This is a genomic window from Paenibacillus sinopodophylli (genome assembly GCF_005930355.1).
Classification (GTDB): domain Bacteria; phylum Bacillota; class Bacilli; order Paenibacillales; family Paenibacillaceae; genus Pristimantibacillus; species Pristimantibacillus sinopodophylli.
The window spans coordinates 163,871-183,100 of record NZ_VDBO01000003.1 but is presented as its reverse complement, the minus strand read 5'-3'; the positions used below and the strand labels follow the sequence as shown (position 1 = coordinate 183,100).

The following is a 19,230-nucleotide window of genomic DNA, read 5'->3' as shown; positions in this document are numbered from 1 at the left end:
AAGGAGGATACACCATGCAAGCCTTGTGGATTATCACAAGCGTTATTTTTTTGTTTGTACTCATTATGTTAATTAACCGTCGACTTCTGCGAGAGCAGTATTCGATGCTCTGGCTGTTGTTCGGGGTCGTTATGCTTATTTTGTCTGTCCGAGTACAGATCATTGACTCATTGGCCCATGCGGTCGGTATTAAATATGCCCCGGCGCTGCTCTTCTTGGTCGGCATACTGTTCTGTATCGCTCTTATTCTGCACCTTACCGTTATTGTATCGAAGCTGTCGGAGAAGGTCATTCGACTTACCCAGGAGCTCGGAATACTGCATCATGAATTGCATGAGCGCAAAAGGTCGGATTCCTAATGGCATATATCATATTATTTCTGAATATTTTGCTGCTTGTCTCGGGTCAGTTATTATGGAAAACAGGGATGAACAAGCTTGACACGGCCAAAGGGGATTCATGGGTATCCCTGTTATGGTCCCCTCATATTTGGTCAGGGCTTGTCTTATACGGCATCGCTACCGTCATGTGGCTGTACGTGCTCAAGAAATTACCGCTTAGCTTAGCCTATCCGCTGCAAAGCATGGCTTATGTTATTGCTTTGATTGCAGCTGTATTCATATTTCATGAAACAGTACCGTTGCAGCGCTGGATCGGCGTTGCCATTATTTTAGTGGGGGTTATTGTCCTTGCTTGGAAATAAGCAGAATGGAACAAAGAGGAGGATTTAAGGATTTGGTAGATTGGGTTAGGAAAAACAAAGCTTGGACGATTGCAATTGTACTTATATTTCTGCTTGCAAGCTGGCTAAGGGCTGATTTTCTTACGTCGGTCAAGCATACAGTATCACACGATACGAAGTATTATGATGAAATGGTACATCGACTGCTCGATAAGGGAATATACGCTTACAAAGAAGAGGTTCCAAATGCAAGGGTAACGCCGGGTTACCCGTTGTTCATGACTGGAACTTATCTGCTTGCCGACGCAATCAATGTTGAACCTTATTCATTAATTAGATGGTTTCAGCTGCTGCTGAGTGTAGCTACATTAGCTCTGATTTACATTATTGCTATGCTGGCTACGCGTAATAAATGGGTTGCGATGCTGTCTATTATTATAGGAGCGATCTATCATCCCTTTATTTGGGCGACTGGCGCTGTACTAACAGAGACGCTTGCTTTATTTTTCTTAATGGCCTACCTAGCTATGCAGCTCTACGCTTTCCGTACAGAACGAAAGCGCGACGCAGCAATTGCTGGCGTACTGCTCGGCTTAACGGTGCTTGTGCGAGCAGAATTCCTTCCGCTATTCGTACCGCTTTACGGCGCATTTCTACTCCAGCAATGTTTCAGACGCCGTTCTGGGCTAATGGAAGCGACAACCTCGAAATGGAAAACTGCAAAAAAAGTGGTTTTGCTTGGTGTTATTACAGGTCTTTGTTTAACAGCAATGATGCTTCCTTGGTGGATTCGAAATGCAGTAACCTTGCATGAGTTCGTGCTTACGGCTTCACAATCGAATCCGTTCAAAGCAGGAACCTATCCGAATAAGGACTACACAGACAAAATCGTCGATCCGACAGGTCTGTCTCAGGATGAAGTTGCTTGGGCGAGGATTAAAGCAGGGTTCACGGAACAAACCTGGAAATATGTGAAATGGTACACAGTAGGTAAGCTTGAATATACGTACAATAGGATGTTCTTCGGGTCTGGTCATGAACCAGGGTTCACCGTGTATCCGAAAGGTCATAATTTTCACCAGCTAATTGTATACAGCAGTCTTATTCCGCTGCTGCTTCTACTATGGCGCTGGAGGCATCCTGCGGTGATGCTGGCGGTAGTCATTATTATTATGTCTTTGATCAGGCTGCTGTTTGTGCCTGAATACAGATATAACTTCACGGTTATGCCATTGTTTATTATTCTATCGAGCTGGCTTGCCGTCTACCTCTTGCAGCGGATCAAAAATGTGATCAGACGCAGGAAAGCAGCATAGCTGCTTATATCATTTAAATTGGAGAAGGCTGCTGTCGGTTATGAAACCGCGGCAGTCTTTTTTTAACATATTTTTGCAACTTCCTGCATGCAGCTTGCGTCTAATTTATGATTAAATTGGAAATGCATTGGAGGGTGAAGCAGTGAGAAAAAATAATCGCAAGAAGCTTGCAGTTATGCTGTCGGCGGCGATGCTCATGAGCATATTGCCTGCTTCGGCATTCGCCGAGAGCAGGCAATCGCAAGCAGAAAAGAGTGCGCTTGCGGAAGCGGCGCCTGCGTCAGGAGGAGTTACGATGGATGAAGCAAATACGGCTCCGGTTGATGCAGCCATATCGAAGGAAAAGGCCGAAGCGCTTGCCAGGCAGTATGTCAGTATTCCTAAAGATTATGTGCTTCAGGGGGCGAATTTGTCCAAGGAGCTAATCAGCATTGAGAAGCGCAATTCTTGGGGACTCGACTTTGTTAAAAAGGTAAATGGCAAGCAATTGGGAAGCGTTTATGTCCGCATTCATGCGGAGAACGGACAACTACTGGAATTCAGATCATACAACGACAATACCTCATCCAAACCGACTTACCCGCTCAAAGTTGAGCGCAGCAGTGCGCAGCAGGTAGCGCTTGGGTTCATTCAGTCGATTGGGGCGAACTATAAGGACCGTATTCAATATAATCCTGATTATGGCTTGCAGTTGCTTCCTCCGCTTACTGGAGAAGTGCTGCACACGCTCCGCTATGATCGAATCGAGAATGGAATTCCTTACATAGACAACTACATAGATCTCGAGGTAGACAGTGAGGGGCATGTGCGCAGTTATTTGCTGCGGTGGGATGAGACGATTGAGTTTCCCAAGATCGAAGCTGTGCTTACAGCAGAGCAGGCGAATGAAAAACTACGCGCGGCTGCTGCACCTAAGCTTACGTATATCGTTCCCTACAACGTACAAGGGAAAAGAGTGCCAAAGCTCAGTTATGGGCTTGTTCCATTCGCAATCGATGCTTCTACAGGCGGCTTGAAAGATGACGAAAACATGAATGCTTACCCGGCGGGAACGGTATCCACAACACCACTTTCGGAAAAGCCGCTTGGCGAGGAGCCTAAGGCGGGCAACTTTACAGAGAAGCAAGCGGTTGAAGTGGTGAAATCGGCTTTCAAGCTACCTGCTGAAGCAGAACTGAATGGTTCTAATTACAGCGAGCAGAACGATGAGGGCACTGGGAAGACTGAGACGTTCTGGCAATTGTATTGGATGATCAAGAAGGACGGTAAAGAAACGGGATCTGCATCAGCCACTGTTGATGCACGTACAGGCGCTATCCGAAGCTTCAATAACTATTACTATTCAAACGATGGGCAATCCGGTACGCCGAAAGTAACGCTGGAGCAAGCTTCTGCTCTCGCGATCGAGACGGTGAAGAAGCGTTTGCCATGGTTAGCGGATGAGCTCTATTTCATCAAGCCGGACCCTAAACAATATGAAAGCTTGCAAGCGGGCGAGAACCGAAGGTATTATTTCAGCTTTGTCCACCAAATTCATGGTGCTACAGTCGATTATGACAGCATTAGTGTGACGGTGGACTCGAGTACGGGAGAAGTAACGAGCTATGATGCTTATCTATCGGGTTTTGAATACCCAGTCCAAGCCCCAGCTGTACTTGGGAAGGGAGAAGCAGTTGCTGCTTGGCTTGACTACTATCGGATTCAGTTGACGTATCGCCTTGTTCAGCAATTCTATTATAACGGTCAGCCGCTTCCGATTGAGAAATACAAGCTGATGGTTGCCTCTGGAGATGTGAAAAGTGATAAGGTTAAGACGAATACTGAAGCAGAGCTCGTGTTTCAGCTTATCCCACGTTTGATTGACGAGGCGGTATTTCTAGATGCAGAGACGGGCAGTTGGCGTAACAGGGAGACGGGCGAGGTTACGCAGCTCGAGAAGCCTAAGGCCAAGGATATCGAAGGCCACTGGGCGCAGCGTCAATTAGAGCTGATGGTTGCTTACAAGGCGCTTGATGTGAAAAACGGCGAAGTACGTCCGAATGAAGCGGTCACGCGTGGCGAATTGATCAAAATGCTGGTGCTTGCAAGAAGCAGCGGGAACTCGCCAATTATAGCTGCAGGTGAGCGTTTGACCGCCAAAGCGTCCTTCAACGATGTAGCTGCGGATTCTAGTTATTTCTTATATGTGGAGTCAGCGCTGGAGCAGAATTTGATCGATCTCGGAGACGGCTCTTTCAACCCTAGCGGCAAGGTTTCGCGCGATGAGATGGCTGAGCTCATCGTGCGTGCGCTGGGCTATAATGCGCTTGCGAATTACGATCACATTTTTATGTCATCGTTCAAAGATTCTGCGCAAATCGAGAATAAAGGACAAGCGGCAATCGTCGTGGGTCTCCAAATCATGAGTCTTGCCGATGGCAAGTTCTTACCTAAGAAGCAGGTGACGCGAGGAGAAGCTTCCGTTGCATTCTTCCGTTATTTGCAGTCTCGAGCTGAGCTGAAGGAAGCTCCGATTAGAATGTAGCGGCATAAATGAAATGAAAGGCCCGAAACCAGGCGATCGCAGTGTCGCTGGTTTCGGGCCTATACGTTTCGCTGCAACGATGGCGTCTATAGCAAGGACGCCGTCGGGCGTTTCTTCTTCATGCTTGAGAAGGGGCTAATCGGTTTTCTTTTTGTCCGCCGTGAAATTGGAGGTGGATTTGGTATCCTCTATTGTATCATTGACGAAGGCCATGTCTTGATTCTTCGCTTTCATATTCGTTGTACCGGTATAATTCCCTTTATGCTTCTTGTTTTCCATGTAATCACCTCCCACGTCATTCAGTCGCTTAGATGTGACTTGCGTGCCTGCCGCTTACGTAGTATTGCCGCCGAAGCACGAATCATTCCAGCGGTTTAGACTTTCAATGTAGGGGGCACTAGGGTATAATAGCTGGAGTTGTTTACTTTCGGGAAAATAGGGGTGTCTTATCGCATGGCATTGAAAGCTGGAATCGTAGGTCTTCCAAATGTGGGAAAATCGACATTATTTAACGCAATTACACAAGCTGGTGCAGAATCTGCCAACTATCCGTTTTGTACAATAGATCCGAACGTCGGCGTCGTTGAAGTACCGGACGAGCGTCTAGATAAGCTGGTTGAGCTTGTCGTACCAAAAAGCATCGTACCTACTGCATTCGAGTTTGTTGATATTGCAGGGTTGGTAGCAGGCGCGAGCAAAGGCGAAGGACTTGGCAACAAGTTTCTAGCGCATATCCGAGAAGTGGATGCAATTGTTCACGTTGTTCGTTGCTTCCAAGACGATAACATTACGCATGTATCGGGCAAAGTAGATCCGATTAGTGATATTCAGACGATTAATTTAGAGCTTATACTGGCAGATATCGATTCCGTTGATAAGAAGATTGATCGCTCACGCAAAAACCTCAAGGGCGGAGACAAGAAGGTTGCCCAAGAGATTGAAGTGCTTGAACGTGTCAAGGAAGCTCTGTACAACGATATGCCTGCGCGCAGCGTTGAGTTAAGCGATGATGAGAAACTGCTTATTCGTGATCTCCATTTGCTGACGATGAAGACGGTATTGTATGCCGCTAACGTGAGCGAAGAAGAGGTTTCCAATTCGGATGGCAATGAATACGTGCAGAAGGTGCGTGAATTCGCTGCTGCTGAAGGCGCGGACGTTGTTCCAATCAGCGCGAAGGTTGAAGCAGAAATCGCTGAGCTTGAGGGCGAGGATAAAGATATGTTCCTTGAGGAGCTCGGTATGTCGGAGTCAGGTCTTAACCGTCTGATCAGCTCCGCGTACAAGCTGCTTGGCTTGTATACGTATTTCACGGCGGGCGTGCAAGAGGTTCGCGCATGGACAATTCGCAGCGGGACTAAGGCTCCTCAAGCTGCGGGCGTCATTCATACAGACTTTGAACGCGGCTTTATTCGCGCCGAGGTTGTTTCCTTCACGGATTTGGCTGCTGCAGGCTCGATGGGAGCGGCTCGCGAGAAGGGTCAAGTTCGCCTTGAGGGCAAGGAATATGTCGTGCGCGACGGCGATGTTATTCACTTCCGTTTCAACGTATAACTGGATCGGCCATTCGATAGCCCTGCAAGCGCTGAACGCTTGCGGGGCTTTGTTGCGGCTAAGGTAACCATGGCTGCTCGGCAGGCATATGTAGGTATAGAGGTTTGAAAATTCGGGCGCAGAAGCAAGCTGTCAATCAAAACCAGCAGTCGATACAATTCGCGCGGTATGGTATAATAAACATTATCCTAATGGAATAAACAGAGGTGAATGATCGTGTTTGACCGTTTACAAGCACTCGCAGACCGGTATGAGAAGCTTAGTGAGCTATTGTGTGATCCAGATATATCCAGTGATCCCAAGCGCCTCAGAGAGCTTTCCAAGGAGCAGTCGGATTTACAAGAGGCGTATGATGCCTTTACGGAATATAAACTAGTGACCGAGCAGCTCGATGATGCCAAGCTGATGCAGGCAGAGAAGCTCGATGACGAAATGCGCGAAATGGTGAAGATGGAAATCGACGAGCTAAGCACGCGTCAAGCTGAGCTAGATGAGAAAATCCGCATTGTTTTGCTGCCTAAGGACCCGAATGACGACAAGAACGTAATTGTCGAAATTCGCGGCGCTGCGGGTGGAGACGAAGCTGCTTTGTTCGCTTATGAGCTGTACCGGATGTACACAAAATTTGCGGACGCACAAGGCTGGCGCGTAGAGCTGATGGATTTCAGTGAGAATGACGTTGGCGGGTTCAAAGAGGTTATCTTCATGATTACAGGCAAAGGCGCATACAGCAAAATGAAGTTTGAGAGCGGCGCTCATCGCGTACAGCGTATTCCAGTCACGGAATCAGGCGGCCGTATTCATACCTCTACTTCAACGGTAGCTGTTATGCCGGAAGTTGAAGATGTAGAGATCGAAATTTTTGACAAGGATATTCGCGTCGATACGTTCTGTTCTAGTGGGGCAGGCGGTCAATCAGTTAATACGACGAAATCCGCGGTACGCGTATTGCATGTTCCAACGGGCATTATGGCGACCTGTCAGGACGGCAAGTCGCAGAATGAGAACAAGGCGAAGGCGCTTGCCGTTCTTCGTGCACGTATCTCCGACGTTCGTCGTCAAGAAGAAGAAGCGAAATATGCAGGCGAACGCAAAAGCAAGGTTGGAACGGGCGATCGCAGTGAGCGTATTCGTACGTACAATTTCCCGCAAAGCCGCGTGACGGACCACCGTATTGGATTGACGCTGCATAAGCTTGATTCGGTTATGAACGGTGATTTGACAGAGGTTATTTCCTCGCTTACGATTGCGGAGCAAGCCGATATTATGGAACGTGAAATGGCTTAAACCTTATGGCGCTGGACTGATGGTTGCTTACGCTAAGCAACCGGAGGTTCGGCGTTTTGTTTGAAATATAGGAAAGCATATGAGTTTGCTCGTACTTTCTATATTTCTCCGATTGAAACGCGCGTCGCCATAGGATGGCCATAGCCGTTTCACCTTGGTTCAAGACGATTCATTTGGTGCCTGTAGGTGCTGGCTGGTGTGCAGCAAGGGATATGATTGTGAAGGGAATTGGTGCGAGAGATGGGGATGCAATCGGAGGAGCCGTGGTTTAATGGAGCGCTGACGATAAGGCAGGCCATGGTGCAAGCAAGCATGATTCTGCAGGCAGAGCAGGTTGAAGAGCCGCGCAATAATGCAGAGCTGCTGCTTATGCATCTGCTTGGCACTGACCGCGCAGCGCTGCTGCGTGATGGGAGTGAGCCGTTTCCGCAGGAGCGGCTGGTGGAATGGGAAACGCTGATCCGCCGGAAGGCAGCAGGCGAGCCCGTTCAATATATGATCGGCGAGCAGTGGTTCTATGGCCGGCCGTTTACGGTCACGCCGGCCGTACTTATTCCGCGGCCGGAGACAGAACTGCTCGTGGAGGCGGTGCTGGACGCCGCCGAACGGCTCTGGCCCGTTGATCCGGGCGGCGAGGCAGTGCTCATGCCGACGGTCCTCGACGTCGGCACCGGCAGCGGCGCCATCGCCGTGACGCTTGCTTCGCAGCGTCACGCGTGGCGCGTGTGCGCGTCCGATCTATCGCCGGATGCGCTAGCAGTCGCCCGCACGAACGCCGTCCGCCATGAAGCTGCGGATCGGCTGACGCTCGTGCAGGGCGACCTGCTCATGCCCTTCATACCTGGGCATGAGCAGAGCGAACCCCAGTACGCCGAGCTTCGCATCGACGTGCTCGTCTCTAATCCGCCGTACATACCGTCGGCGGACATGGAAGGGCTGCAGCGCGAGGTGCGCGACTATGAGCCGCATCTCGCGCTGGAGGGTGGAGCGGACGGACTGACGCCGTACCGCCGCATGATCGAGCAGCTCCCGCAGCTTGTACAGCTGCCGCGTATCGTCGCCTTCGAGCTCGGCATGGGTCAGCCTCGCATTGTAGCGGATATGCTGCGTGCACTCGCGGAGTGGGACGATATTCGCATTATTAGCGATTATGCGGGTATTGAACGCCATGTGATTGCGACGCAGTCACAGCCGCGCTAGCTCTATAGCAAAAGGATGTCCATGCAGCCATTAGGCTGTCAGGACATCCTTTTTTTAGAATATAAGCATTTATAAGTTTGTTCGCTTATAAAGGGCTTATATTTCACCGTCAAAGCTACTTCAGCGTCTAAAGGACGCCGAAGGCGTTTTTGCTTGCATATAGGAAAGGAAATGATTGGATTGTCCTCTCTCTATATTTCTTGGACTGAAACGCGCTGCGCCGCCAAAGGACGGCGACAGATGGTTCATCTTGTGGCATGCAGGCTTCTCCCGCAAGCCGATAACCAGCTGAGCTGCTCGTTTATTCCGGCATCATATTCGTGCTGATTGCAATGCGGTTCCAAGCATTAATCGTTACGATGGCCATAATGATTTCACCTACCTGCTTGCTGTCGAAATAGCGGGCGACATCTTCGTAAATGGCATCCGGAACATGTTCTTTCGTGATGAGGGTGACGGCTTCAGTCAAGGCAAGCACCGCCCGTTCTGCCTCTGTGAAATAGCGTGTATCGCGCCAAGCGCTCAGCGCGTAAATACGCTGCTCCGTCTCGCCTAGCTCTCTTGCGTCTTTCGTATGCATGTTGATACAAAAAGCGCAGCCGTTTATTTGTGAAGCGCGAATTTTGATTAACTCTTTCAGCGATTTGCTGATGCTTGTTGTTCCCAAATATTTCTCAAGTCCGAACATAGCTTGGTATGCAGCGGGAAGCTCTGTGGCGATAACGATTCTTTCTGTCATGGTAATCATTCTCCTCTATACTCCGATTTATTGGCTATTCAGCCATCCTGCGTGTCTTCAGTATCTAAGACAAAACAGTATGCTCGTTTGTGACAAGAGGACAACTATTTATTTCGAAAGAACGAAATTACGCTATTCGCACATGTTTCAACTTATCGGGATTAAGCTGCACAAATATTCGTTCGATATGCTTGCCAGCAGTATCAAGCTGAAAGCTGATCACACTGCGGGGCATGCCGTCCAGCTTGATAATGACGCCAGCTTGCCCATTGACGACTGTGAATTGGTGTCCGTCGCCTAAGAAGGCTTTGGGGATGACGCCTTTCAAAAAAGCAATGACGCGCTCTCTGCTGATGATTGTAAAAATCGCAGCCCGTACTTTGCCGCCGCCATCGGAGATAAGTGCAGCTTCCTCGGTGAGAAGCGCAACCAGCTTGTTGAAGTCGCCGGAGGCAGCGGCTTCGATGAACGCAGTAACCAGCGGCTGGGCCTCGGCTGTATTGGCGGGAAGCTGCTCGCGGTCTTTCTGCAGCTTTTCTTTGGCCCGGCTGACGATCTTTCGGCAATTGGCTTCTGTCTTCTGCAGGCAAGCAGCGATTTCGTCGTATTCATAGGCGAGCGATTCTCTTAGTATAAATGCGGCCCGCTCTACTGCGGTTAGCTGCTCAAGCATAACCAGGAGGGCATAGGAGATGGACTCATGCTGGTCGAACAGCTTTGCGGGATCGAGCAGATCATGGTCGATATCCGGCTCGGGCAGCCACTCTCCAACGTAAACCTCGCGTCTTTTGCGGGCGGATTGATTGAGATTAATGGCGCGGTTCGTGACCATCCGTACGAGATAAGCTTTTTCATTGGTTATATCTTGGGTGTTTAGCTGACTGTAATCGGCAAAAACATCCTGCACCAGATCCTCCGCTTCGCTGAATGAGCCGAGCATGCGGTAAGCAAGGGAATGGAGCAGCGTTCGGTATTCTTCATAGGCCTTCATGAAATCCATGTCGGTATCCTCACTTTCATCTTTCAACCTTTATAGAATAGCGTAAGATTTAAATTTTACAACTATGTGGACTGTTCAGCTGTGCAGTGCGAATGATAATTCATACGCTAAGCTTCGCAAGTACCATTCGCACTCTAGCCATCTTAGTGTTTTAGTTGCACTTATATCGTACAGGCTTAGTCTACTAAATAAACAAAATACAGAATGCTAGGTTTATATATTCCAAGTGGGGGACATACTGACGGATAGATACGTTCCGGAACGCAAGCAGACGCACTGACGGGTGCGACGAGAGGAGCTTGTGTGTATGTCCAGCCATTTTTCTAATCATACTTATTCCAATGTTGAGAAATCAGCAGCTTCCAAATCGGTGGGAGCCTCTAAATATTCATATCGGAAATCCTATGGTTTTATCGTATTTGCTATTATTCTATTAATTATGAGCTGGGAAGCTCAGCAAATGGACGCAGCAGTCGCAGGCGGCCAAATTCCGCAGGAAGCTATCCGTCTTCGTATATTAGCTAATTCCGATAGTCCCGCCGACCAAATTGTGAAACGGCTGGTTCGGGATGAAATCGTACAGGCAATGAACAGCTGGGCAACAGGTCCTCAGACGATTGAGGAGGCTCGCCAGACCATTCTTGCCAATATGCCAGAGATTGAACGCATCACGGCAAAGGTATTGGAAAGCCGCGGCTTCACATATGGCGTTTCTGCAGAGCTTGGTATCGTTCCGTTCCCGACCAAAATGTACGGCAATGACATTTACCCAGCAGGTGATTACGAAGCGCTGCGTATAACACTAGGCGAGGGCGGCGGTCAAAACTGGTGGTGCGTGTTATTCCCGCCGCTTTGCTTCATCGACGCGGCTACCGGAGAAGCCTCAGCTGCAGCAGCTGAAGACCATTTGGATGCTAACGATGCTCCAAAGGCGGGTAACGCGGTGAAGGCAGCTTCACTCCCTTTAGCAGAAGAAACTCCTTCCGCTGGAGAGGCGCCTGAAGCAAAGTTTTTCTTGTGGGAAATCATTCAGTCGCTGATTTCATGGATTAAATCATTGTTCGCCTAAAGGAACGGCAGCAGCGTCTTGCTAGTTAAGGACGAAGCTGCCGTTTGTGCTTGAAATATAGGGAAGTATATGATTTCGCAAGCTTTCTCTATATTTCTTCGCGAAACGTTAGCTTAGCCGCGTGAGGACGGCTTAAGCCGTTTACGCTTGTTGCGAGATGCATGTGCTATAATAACGGTAGATTGAACTATTTCATTGAAGAGCAAGGATTGAAGAATGAAATGATAACAACGAATGTTTGGAGCGTAGAACGGCTCCCGGATGAACAGCTTGGAGCGGAGCTTTCAGCTGCTGCTTCCTGTCTAAAGCATGGCGGTTTAATCGCTTTTCCAACAGAAACGGTCTATGGTCTCGGTGCAGATGCAAGGAACTCGGCTGCCGTGGAACGCATATTCAGCGCGAAGGGACGGCCATCTGACAATCCCTTAATCGTACATATCGCGGACCGCATACAGCTGGATGCTCTTGTGCTTCCGTACCCAGAGCTTGCTTCCGTGCTGATGGACAGCTTCTGGCCAGGACCGCTGACGATCGTGCTGCCCGTACGGACGAATGTACTGTCGCCGCTCGTTACGGCGGGGCTGTCTACGATTGGCGTTCGCATGCCGAATCATAGAGCGGCTCTTGCGCTGCTTGAGCAAGCAGGTTGTCCGGTTGCCGCGCCTAGCGCGAATCGATCTGGAAGGCCGAGCCCGACGCTTGCTTCGCATGTAATGGAGGACTTGGCTGGACGTATCGACGGCCTTGTTGATGACGGGGCGACAGGTGTCGGCTTGGAGTCAACAGTTATTGAGCTGGTTGGCGAGCAGCTTATCCGAATCCTCCGCCCAGGGGGAATTACCCGAGAAGCGCTGCAAGCAGCGGCACCGGATGCTAGCATTGACAGTGCCTCGGACCAGGAGCTTGATTCAGCCCCGCGTTCACCCGGCATGAAATATACGCATTATGCACCGCAGGGTGAGCTTGTGCTCGTACAAGGAGAGCCGGCTAATGTGGCGGCTTATATTCAAGAACAAGTCGATAGAGCGGCGAGGAATGGCGAGAGGACAGGTGTTCTAGCTTTTGAAGAACGGCTGGCACAGTATAACGCCGATCGTGTTCTTTCATTAGGCAGTGAAGTCGAGCTGAACGATGCTGCCCACCGTCTTTATGCAGCGCTCCGTACTTTCGATGAAAGCGGCGCGCAGCGCATTTGGTCAGAGAGCAGCAGTGAGCAAGGCATTGGTGCTGCTCTTATGAACCGTTTGGCTAAGGCAGCAGGAAATCGTGTAGTTCGCGTATAGGCCTGAATTTGAAGAGGTTATGCTAAGAATAGTATGTTTGTCCCCATGCCCGCATATGTTTGGTATAGAAAACAGGCGGACATGGGGGAGATAGGCTTTGGTTGAGGCACAGTTGCAAGCTGGTCAGTTTTTGACACTGCTCATTATTGCGTTAGCGCTTGGTCTAGATGCTTTTTCGCTGGGGCTTGGGATCGGACTGAAAGGGATACGGCTGCGGGATATTTTGAAGCTTGGCACCGTAATTGCATTGTTCCATGTCATCATGCCGCTTGCAGGCATTTATACGGGGCAGTATGTTGGTGTTCTGCTTGGCTCTGTTGCGACGACTGCGGCAGGCGTCTTGCTGGTGTTGCTCGGCGGGCATATGATATACAGTTCGCTTAGGGGCGAGGCGGTGCAATCCTTCGATCACAAATCGTTATGGGGACTGCTTGTGCTCTCGTTAAGCGTTAGCATCGACTCGTTCTCTGTCGGTATCACGCTCGGCATGTTCGCGGCCAATATGTGGACGACCGTTCTGCTGATTGGCTTGCTAGGGGGCCTGATGGCTGTGTTAGGCTTGATGCTTGGGCGCAAGGTTAGCGGCAATCTTGGCGAGTATGGCGAGGCAATAGGCGGGGGCATTTTGTTTATATTCGGCATCCTATTTATTTTCTGATCGCAAGGCAGCTTGAAATAGAGTGAAAAAAAGGAGTTGGCAGTGTGAAACGTATATTGTTTGTTTGTACCGGCAATACGTGCCGCTCACCGATGGCGGAGGCAATGCTGCGCCGAATGGCTGCTCTGAGAGGCATTACGGTTGCCGTCCGTTCAGCGGGCATATCGACGATTGATGGTCTGCCTGTATCGGCACATGCGGTGGAGACGCTGAAGCAGCGGGATATCGATCATAAGAGCACTTCGCTTGCGCTGACTGGCGAGGCCGTCGGTTGGGCAGATCTCATTCTGACCATGACGGCTAACCATAAGCGGGGCTTGCTGCAATGGTACCCAGAGGCGATTGACAAGACTTACACGCTGAAGGAATATGCGAATCACGATTCCCGCGTGCTTGCTGACATCGAGGAGCTGGAGCGTCTGTACTCGGAGATGCATATGAAGCAAGCTTTGGGTCAGCAGCTTACGTCACAGGAGCGAAGCCGGCTGCTTGCGCTTGAACGTAAAATACCAAGTTTCGACATCGTGGATCCTTTTGGCGGCTCGCTATCGATTTATAATAGCAGTGCCAATGAGATCGAGGATGCGCTCGTCAAGCTTCTGGACAAGCTATCGAAACGATAATTACGCGAATAGTGACGGATTTTAGATTGATTTTTTGAACGGCTTCGGCTATTATGAAGAGACAATATACGGTTTTCGATGTAACTGGCGACGGAAGTGGGTAACCACGGTGGAGCATCGGAATATACGGCCGGTCGCCTGGGCAAAGAGCAGCATGCTAATTAGCATGTCTTGCTCTTTTTTCGTCTTTTTCTGCAAAAATAGGTATACTAGCACTGTAATGTTTTATTCCGAAGGAGGTCTTTTACGTTGAAAATTGCTATTGGTGCCGATCACGCCGGCTATCGATTGAAGGACGAGGTCGTTCCCTTTCTTCAATCACTGGGCCATGAAATTGAAGATGTCGGTTGCAGCTGTGACCAATCGGTGGATTACCCGGACTATGCATTGCCCGTATGCGACCTAGTGACGAGCGGTAAAGCAGAACGCGGTATCTTGATTTGTGGGACAGGAATTGGCATGTCCATCGCAGCGAACAAAGTAAATGGAATCCGCTGTGCGCTGGTGAGTGACATGTTCTCCGCGAAAGCGACAAGAGAACATAATGATACGAATGTGTTGGCGCTTGGAGAACGGGTTATTGGTCCAGGTACGGCGCTAGAGATTATTCGGATTTGGCTGGATACGCCGTTCTCCGACGGTGAGCGTCATGTAGGCAGAGTAAACAAAGTGATGGATATCGAAAAGCAATTCAGCAGCCAGTCCTAAGCTAGGGGGCATCGCCATGAGCACGAATAACCATGTACAGCTTGATGCCATAGCGCAGCAGGTAGAGACGATCTTACGCGAGCTGGCTAGTGCAGGGAATTTAGGTATGAGTCAGCTAGTCGTAATTGGTGTAAGTACAAGTGAAGTGTTGGGTAAGCGGATCGGTACGGCAGGAACGGTGGAGACGGCTGCACAAATTTTTGCAGGTGTTGCAGCAGTGAGTGCAGAGCTTGGCTTCATTCCTGTATATCAATGCTGTGAGCATCTTAATCGTGCGCTTGTTATTGACCGTGCTGCTGCTGAACGTTATGGCCTGGAAATTGTCGGTGCGGTACCTGTACCGAAAGCCGGTGGATCAATGGCAGCCTATGCTTATGGGCAGTTGAATGATCCATGCCTTGTAGAGACGATTCAGGCTCATGCGGGTATTGACATTGGCGATACGTTTATCGGTATGCATCTGAAGCGGGTAGCCGTTCCAGTACGCCCATCTATTCGGAGCATTGGGGAAGCCCATGTAACGATGGCGATTACGCGGCCGAAGCTAATCGGAGGCGCACGCGCTGTTTATGAGCCGCAGGCTGAATTAACAGCTGAACAATCTGCTGGTGCATGTGAGTAGCAGACATGCGCCAAGCGTTAACCTTATGTATAACTAATTATCAAATATAGGAAAGTATATCCATAGGCTATACATTCTCTATATTTCTAGGCGAAACGCTAGCTTTGCCGTTTGAGTAAGGCGTCAGCCGTTTACGCTGGATATAAAAAGCTTTCTAATCTGAGGAGGAAAATTCAAATGGAAAATTTGCGCAAACAAGATCCAGAAGTATTGAAAGCATTAGGCCTTGAGCTTACACGCCAACGTGATAACATTGAGCTTATCGCATCTGAGAACATTGTAAGCGAAGCGGTACTAGAAGCTATGGGAAGCGTGCTTACGAACAAATATGCAGAAGGTTACCCAAGCAAACGTTTCTATGGCGGCTGTGAGCATGTAGATATCGTTGAGGATATTGCCCGCAACCGTGCCAAAGAACTGTTTGGTGCCGAGCACGCGAACGTTCAGCCGCATTCCGGCGCACAAGCGAACATGGCGGTTTATCTTGCTGCTTTGCAGCCTGGGGATACTGTACTTGGTATGAATTTGGCACATGGCGGACATTTGACGCACGGCAGCCCGGTTAACGCATCTGGCTTGCTTTATAATTTCGTTGCTTACGGCGTACAAGAGGATTCCTTCACAATTGATTATGAAGAAGTTCGCAAGCTGGCTTTCAAACACCGTCCTCGCTTAATCGTAGCTGGTGCGAGCGCGTATCCGCGTACAATCGATTTCGAGAAGCTTGGCAAAATCGCTAATGATGTAGGCGCATTGTTCATGGTGGATATGGCACATATTGCTGGTTTGGTTGCTGCGGGTCTTCACCCGAGCCCAGTACCTCACGCACATTTTGTAACGACAACTACACACAAAACACTTCGCGGACCACGCGGCGGTATGATTCTTTGTCGTCAGCCTTGGGCAGCGGCAATTGATAAAGCTGTTTTCCCTGGTTCACAAGGCGGTCCGTTGATGCATATTATTGCAGCCAAAGCGGTAGCATTCGGCGAAGCACTTAAACCAGAATTCAAGCAATATGCTACACAAGTTGTCAAAAACGCAAAGGTTCTTTCCGAAGAGCTTGTTGCAAAAGGCTTCAACATCGTATCCGGAGGTACGGATAACCACTTGATGCTGCTTGACACACGCAGCCTGAACATTACAGGTAAGGTTGCTGAGCATGTACTTGACGAAGTAGGCATTACCGTTAACAAAAATGCAATTCCGTTTGACCCAACAAGTCCATTCGTTACTTCAGGCATTCGCATCGGTACGCCGGCAGCGACGGCACGCGGAATGGAAGAAAGTGCAATGAAAGTCATTGCAGAAGTTATTGCACTCGTGCTTAACAGCCCTGAAGATCAAGAGGTTCTTGCCAAAGCTCGCGGATTGGTTCGTGATCTTACAGCTCAATATCCACTTTATCCAGGTATCACTTATTAATTTTTTGGCTGCCGCTTGTTTCAGAAGACCTATTCGGTGTTTATACACGAATAGGTCTTTTTTTGCGTTTCTGAATGCATAAATCAATTTGTGATATAAAATAATAAGCCAATAAGGAGTCGATTCATGCAAACAATAAATCGATAACAACCGATTTTTAGTAAAACTGAAAATTCAGATAATAAACCACATGCTGAAAAATATATTTATTTTCGATAATATACAACTATATATTTAAATAATTTTGATATTTATATCGTGAATTTCGTTGGGTCATGGCTATGAGCATGAATTAAAATGGGAATAAAATGAATATTAGTGTTCGACATAAATTCTTAAAAAATGATCTAATTATGGTATATATTCCTTGCAAACACGTTCAAGCGTTAAAGTAACAGAATAATTAATTGAATAAACGCTGTACAGCATTAAAGCAACAAAATATTTAATTGAATAAACGCGTCAAAGTGCTAAAGTAATTATCTTTAAAGACATTTAATACATAAATTTACAGCTTACATATTGTTGATAAATAATTAACCCGGATGTATAGTAAAAATTATTAAAAAATAAAAATCTCTATGTTTGGATAAGAAGAGTGTATAACACTACCTAAGATTAGATATGCGCATTTGAAGCAGGAGAGCATGACACAGAGAAATCAAATGTTTGTATATATGACAGGCCAAGTGGATGATACTACTCACTACTGAACACAGTAGAGAAAAAACGGGAGGGTAACAATGAGAACTAGAAAGTCTGCTTTTTCATTTATCGCTGCTTTACTCATTCTTGCTATTATCGCAGTAGGCTGTACGCCGAAGAACGAGACAGGAAACAACGGCGCTGCAAACAACGAATCTAGCAACAATGGAGCTGCAGGCGAAGCAACTGACGCAAAGGTATTCAGAATGAATATACACTCCGAGCCTTCATCGCTTGACCCTGCACTAATGGAAGACAACGTATCAGGTACACTAGCAACAGGTATTTATGAAGGATTGACTCGTAAAAACGAGAACGGTGAATCCATACCAGCTACTGCTGAGAAATGGGTACAATCGGAAGATGGTCTAACTTACACATTCACTATTCGCCAAGACGCGAAATGGAGCAACGGTGACCCTGTCACTGCTAATGATTTTGAATTCTCTTGGAAACGTGCGCTTGATCCTGCAACTGGCTCAACTTACGCTTACCAATTCTATTACATCGCTGGCGCACAAGATTATAACGAAGGCAAAACGACAAATGCGGATGCTGTTGGCATCAAAGCACTTGACGCTCAAACACTTGAAGTGAAATTGGTGGCGCCAACTCCATATTTCTTGAGCCTGACGTCTTTCTACGTATACAACCCGGTTCACCAATCCGTTAAGGACAACGAGGCTTGGGCTGCAGATGCTGTTACAATCATCGGTAACGGCCCTTTCAAAATGAGCGAATGGCAGCACAACACATCCATTAAGCTTGTTAAGAGTGACAGCTATTATGACAAAGACCAAGTGAAATTTGCAGGCGTTGATTTCACAATGATCGAGGACTCTGCAACTGAACTTGCTAACTATGAGACGAACAAGCTTGACTACACAGGCAAGCCAACAGGTGAGATTCCTTCTGAGCAGATTCCTGTTCTGAAAGAATCGAAGAAGGATGAGTTCGTTACCAAAGGTATTGCAAGCTCATACTACTACATGTTCAACACAGAAGAAGTTCCTTTCAACAACGTAAAAGTGCGTAAGGCGCTTGCTATGGCGATTGATCGTCAAGCTATTGTTGAGAGTGTGACGATGGCTGGAGAAGTTCCTTCCTTCGGTTTTGTACCACCAGGCATCATCGGGATGAAGGATGATTACCGTAATGAAGTGAAAGACGATTTCTTCACAGAAGATGTTGAGGAAGCGAAGAAATTGCTTGCTGAGGGTCTTGCTGAGCTTAAACTTGCCAAATTCCCAGAAGTGACATTGACGTTCAACACAAGTGATGGTCATAAGAAAATTGCTGAAGCAATCGTAGAAATGTGGCGTCAAAACCTTGGTATCGAAGTTGGTGCCAAAAACGAGGAATTCTCCGTATTGCTCAAAAACCGTACGGCGATGAACTATCAAATTTCTCGTGCGGGCTGGGGAGCTGACTATAACGATCCGATGACTTACATGGATATGTTCGTTACGGGCGGCGGTCAGAACAATACAGGTTTTTCATCGCCTGAGTATGATGCTCTGATTAAAAAAGCATACGCAAGCGGCGACCAAGCTGAGCGTATTGCGGCAATGACTGAAGCAGAAAAAATCCTTATGGATCAAATGCCGATCATGCCGATTTACTACTACAGTAACACGTACATGCTAAAACCAGGCTTCAAAAATATTTTCTTGGATTACAAAGGTGACATCGACTACACAAGAGGTTATTACGAAGCCAAATAGTCATCCTTCCAGTAAATGAAGGTGGGGATATATGCGGACATTCCGCATATATCCCTTTCTTATTGACTGATTTAGACGCTAGTACTTAGTAGTTCCTCTTGTTTATATTTT

Annotated in this window: 19 protein-coding genes and 1 riboswitch; of the genes, 16 read left to right on the top strand and 3 right to left on the bottom strand. The window is 48.1% G+C overall.

Annotation, left to right across the window (positions count from 1 at the left end; translation table 11 throughout):
* The first annotated feature begins 14 nt into the window (after positions 1-14).
* The 4 genes from FGT79_RS15750 to FGT79_RS15735 all read left to right on the top strand — a co-directional run bounded on the left by FGT79_RS15750 (position 15) and on the right by FGT79_RS15735 (position 4,522).
* Positions 15-359, top strand: coding sequence for a DUF2304 domain-containing protein (locus FGT79_RS15750; RefSeq protein WP_138753780.1), 345 nt, complete (start codon positions 15-17; stop codon positions 357-359).
* Positions 359-703, top strand: coding sequence for an EamA family transporter (locus tag FGT79_RS15745; protein ID WP_138753779.1), 345 nt, complete (start codon positions 359-361; stop codon positions 701-703). Before FGT79_RS15750 ends, FGT79_RS15745 begins: the two co-directional genes overlap by 1 nt.
* Positions 704-708: 5 nt before the next feature.
* A complete protein-coding gene (locus FGT79_RS15740; protein WP_138753778.1) occupies positions 709-1,998 on the top strand; it encodes a phospholipid carrier-dependent glycosyltransferase in 1,290 nt (429 codons plus the stop codon).
* A 142-nt stretch (positions 1,999-2,140) separates the two neighbouring features.
* Positions 2,141-4,522, top strand: coding sequence for a YcdB/YcdC domain-containing protein (locus tag FGT79_RS15735; protein ID WP_138753777.1), 2,382 nt, complete (start codon positions 2,141-2,143; stop codon positions 4,520-4,522).
* A gap of 135 nt (positions 4,523-4,657) precedes the next feature.
* Here FGT79_RS15735 and FGT79_RS31230 read toward each other — a convergent pair whose 3' ends face one another.
* Positions 4,658-4,801 (bottom strand): hypothetical protein, encoded by a 144-nt coding sequence (locus FGT79_RS31230; protein ID WP_171056268.1) that lies wholly within the window; start codon positions 4,799-4,801, stop codon positions 4,658-4,660.
* A 174-nt stretch (positions 4,802-4,975) separates the two neighbouring features.
* On the opposite strand from FGT79_RS31230, the gene ychF reads away from it, so the two are divergent.
* The 4 genes from ychF (at position 4,976) to prmC (ending at position 8,563) form a co-directional block, all read left to right on the top strand.
* Positions 4,976-6,076: a redox-regulated ATPase YchF gene (gene ychF / locus FGT79_RS15730; protein ID WP_138753776.1), complete on the top strand. Its 1,101-nt coding sequence runs from the start codon at positions 4,976-4,978 to the stop codon at positions 6,074-6,076.
* Positions 6,077-6,292: 216 nt separating this feature from the next.
* Complete coding sequence (gene prfA, locus FGT79_RS15725; RefSeq protein ID WP_138753775.1) at positions 6,293-7,363, top strand: peptide chain release factor 1; 1,071 nt, start codon at positions 6,293-6,295, stop codon at positions 7,361-7,363.
* A gap of 134 nt (positions 7,364-7,497) precedes the next feature.
* Positions 7,498-7,635, top strand: coding sequence for a hypothetical protein (locus tag FGT79_RS31225; RefSeq protein WP_171056267.1), 138 nt, complete (start codon positions 7,498-7,500; stop codon positions 7,633-7,635).
* Positions 7,610-8,563: a peptide chain release factor N(5)-glutamine methyltransferase gene (gene prmC, locus FGT79_RS15720; RefSeq protein WP_138753774.1), complete on the top strand. Its 954-nt coding sequence runs from the start codon at positions 7,610-7,612 to the stop codon at positions 8,561-8,563. Before FGT79_RS31225 ends, prmC begins: the two co-directional genes overlap by 26 nt.
* Positions 8,564-8,864: 301 nt before the next feature.
* Here prmC and FGT79_RS15715 read toward each other — a convergent pair whose 3' ends face one another.
* The gene (locus FGT79_RS15715; RefSeq protein ID WP_138753773.1) at positions 8,865-9,302 is read right to left on the bottom strand and encodes a carboxymuconolactone decarboxylase family protein; all 438 of its coding nucleotides are present in this window, start codon (positions 9,300-9,302) and stop codon (positions 8,865-8,867) included.
* Positions 9,303-9,429: 127 nt separating this feature from the next.
* The gene (locus FGT79_RS15710) at positions 9,430-10,302 is read right to left on the bottom strand and encodes an RNA polymerase sigma-70 factor (protein WP_138753772.1); all 873 of its coding nucleotides are present in this window, start codon (positions 10,300-10,302) and stop codon (positions 9,430-9,432) included.
* Between the two features lie 307 nt (positions 10,303-10,609).
* Here FGT79_RS15710 and spoIIR point away from each other — a divergent pair, with 307 nt between their 5' ends.
* The 8 genes from spoIIR (at position 10,610) to FGT79_RS15670 (ending at position 19,119) form a co-directional block, all read left to right on the top strand.
* Positions 10,610-11,371 (top strand): stage II sporulation protein R, encoded by a 762-nt coding sequence (gene spoIIR / locus FGT79_RS15705; RefSeq protein ID WP_138753771.1) that lies wholly within the window; start codon positions 10,610-10,612, stop codon positions 11,369-11,371.
* Between the two features lie 221 nt (positions 11,372-11,592).
* The gene (locus tag FGT79_RS15700; protein ID WP_138753770.1) at positions 11,593-12,654 is read left to right on the top strand and encodes an L-threonylcarbamoyladenylate synthase; all 1,062 of its coding nucleotides are present in this window, start codon (positions 11,593-11,595) and stop codon (positions 12,652-12,654) included.
* Between the two features lie 97 nt (positions 12,655-12,751).
* Complete coding sequence (locus FGT79_RS15695) at positions 12,752-13,312, top strand: manganese efflux pump MntP (RefSeq protein WP_138753769.1); 561 nt, start codon at positions 12,752-12,754, stop codon at positions 13,310-13,312.
* Positions 13,313-13,356: 44 nt separating this feature from the next.
* Positions 13,357-13,935 carry a low molecular weight protein arginine phosphatase gene (locus tag FGT79_RS15690; protein WP_138753768.1) on the top strand — a complete coding sequence of 193 codons (579 nt, stop codon included), beginning with the start codon at positions 13,357-13,359 and terminating at the stop codon, positions 13,933-13,935.
* 70 nt (positions 13,936-14,005) lie between these two features.
* Positions 14,006-14,086: riboswitch (ZMP/ZTP riboswitch) on the top strand.
* Between the two features lie 98 nt (positions 14,087-14,184).
* Positions 14,185-14,643, top strand: coding sequence for a ribose 5-phosphate isomerase B (gene rpiB / locus FGT79_RS15685; protein ID WP_138753767.1), 459 nt, complete (start codon positions 14,185-14,187; stop codon positions 14,641-14,643).
* Between the two features lie 16 nt (positions 14,644-14,659).
* Entirely contained in the window at positions 14,660-15,265 is a 606-nt protein-coding gene (locus FGT79_RS15680; RefSeq protein WP_138753766.1) for a TIGR01440 family protein, read from the top strand.
* Positions 15,266-15,442: 177 nt separating this feature from the next.
* Positions 15,443-16,690: a serine hydroxymethyltransferase gene (locus FGT79_RS15675; protein WP_138753765.1), complete on the top strand. Its 1,248-nt coding sequence runs from the start codon at positions 15,443-15,445 to the stop codon at positions 16,688-16,690.
* 743 nt (positions 16,691-17,433) lie between these two features.
* Positions 17,434-19,119 carry a peptide ABC transporter substrate-binding protein gene (locus FGT79_RS15670; protein ID WP_138753764.1) on the top strand — a complete coding sequence of 562 codons (1,686 nt, stop codon included), beginning with the start codon at positions 17,434-17,436 and terminating at the stop codon, positions 19,117-19,119.
* The last annotated feature ends 111 nt before the right edge of the window (positions 19,120-19,230 follow it).

Coding starts and splice junctions, on each gene's coding strand:
- FGT79_RS15750 (WP_138753780.1), top strand. CDS start 15: ATGCAAGCCTTGTGGATTATCACAAGCGTTATTTTTTTGTTTGTACTC.
- FGT79_RS15745 (WP_138753779.1), top strand. CDS start 359: ATGGCATATATCATATTATTTCTGAATATTTTGCTGCTTGTCTCGGGT.
- FGT79_RS15740 (WP_138753778.1), top strand. CDS start 709: ATGGAACAAAGAGGAGGATTTAAGGATTTGGTAGATTGGGTTAGGAAA.
- FGT79_RS31230 (WP_171056268.1), bottom strand. CDS start 4,801: ATGGAAAACAAGAAGCATAAAGGGAATTATACCGGTACAACGAATATG.
- ychF (WP_138753776.1), top strand. CDS start 4,976: ATGGCATTGAAAGCTGGAATCGTAGGTCTTCCAAATGTGGGAAAATCG.
- FGT79_RS31225 (WP_171056267.1), top strand. CDS start 7,498: ATGGCCATAGCCGTTTCACCTTGGTTCAAGACGATTCATTTGGTGCCT.
- prmC (WP_138753774.1), top strand. CDS start 7,610: ATGCAATCGGAGGAGCCGTGGTTTAATGGAGCGCTGACGATAAGGCAG.
- FGT79_RS15715 (WP_138753773.1), bottom strand. CDS start 9,302: ATGACAGAAAGAATCGTTATCGCCACAGAGCTTCCCGCTGCATACCAA.
- FGT79_RS15710 (WP_138753772.1), bottom strand. CDS start 10,302: ATGGATTTCATGAAGGCCTATGAAGAATACCGAACGCTGCTCCATTCC.
- spoIIR (WP_138753771.1), top strand. CDS start 10,610: ATGTCCAGCCATTTTTCTAATCATACTTATTCCAATGTTGAGAAATCA.
- FGT79_RS15700 (WP_138753770.1), top strand. CDS start 11,593: ATGATAACAACGAATGTTTGGAGCGTAGAACGGCTCCCGGATGAACAG.
- FGT79_RS15680 (WP_138753766.1), top strand. CDS start 14,660: ATGAGCACGAATAACCATGTACAGCTTGATGCCATAGCGCAGCAGGTA.
- FGT79_RS15675 (WP_138753765.1), top strand. CDS start 15,443: ATGGAAAATTTGCGCAAACAAGATCCAGAAGTATTGAAAGCATTAGGC.
- FGT79_RS15670 (WP_138753764.1), top strand. CDS start 17,434: ATGAGAACTAGAAAGTCTGCTTTTTCATTTATCGCTGCTTTACTCATT.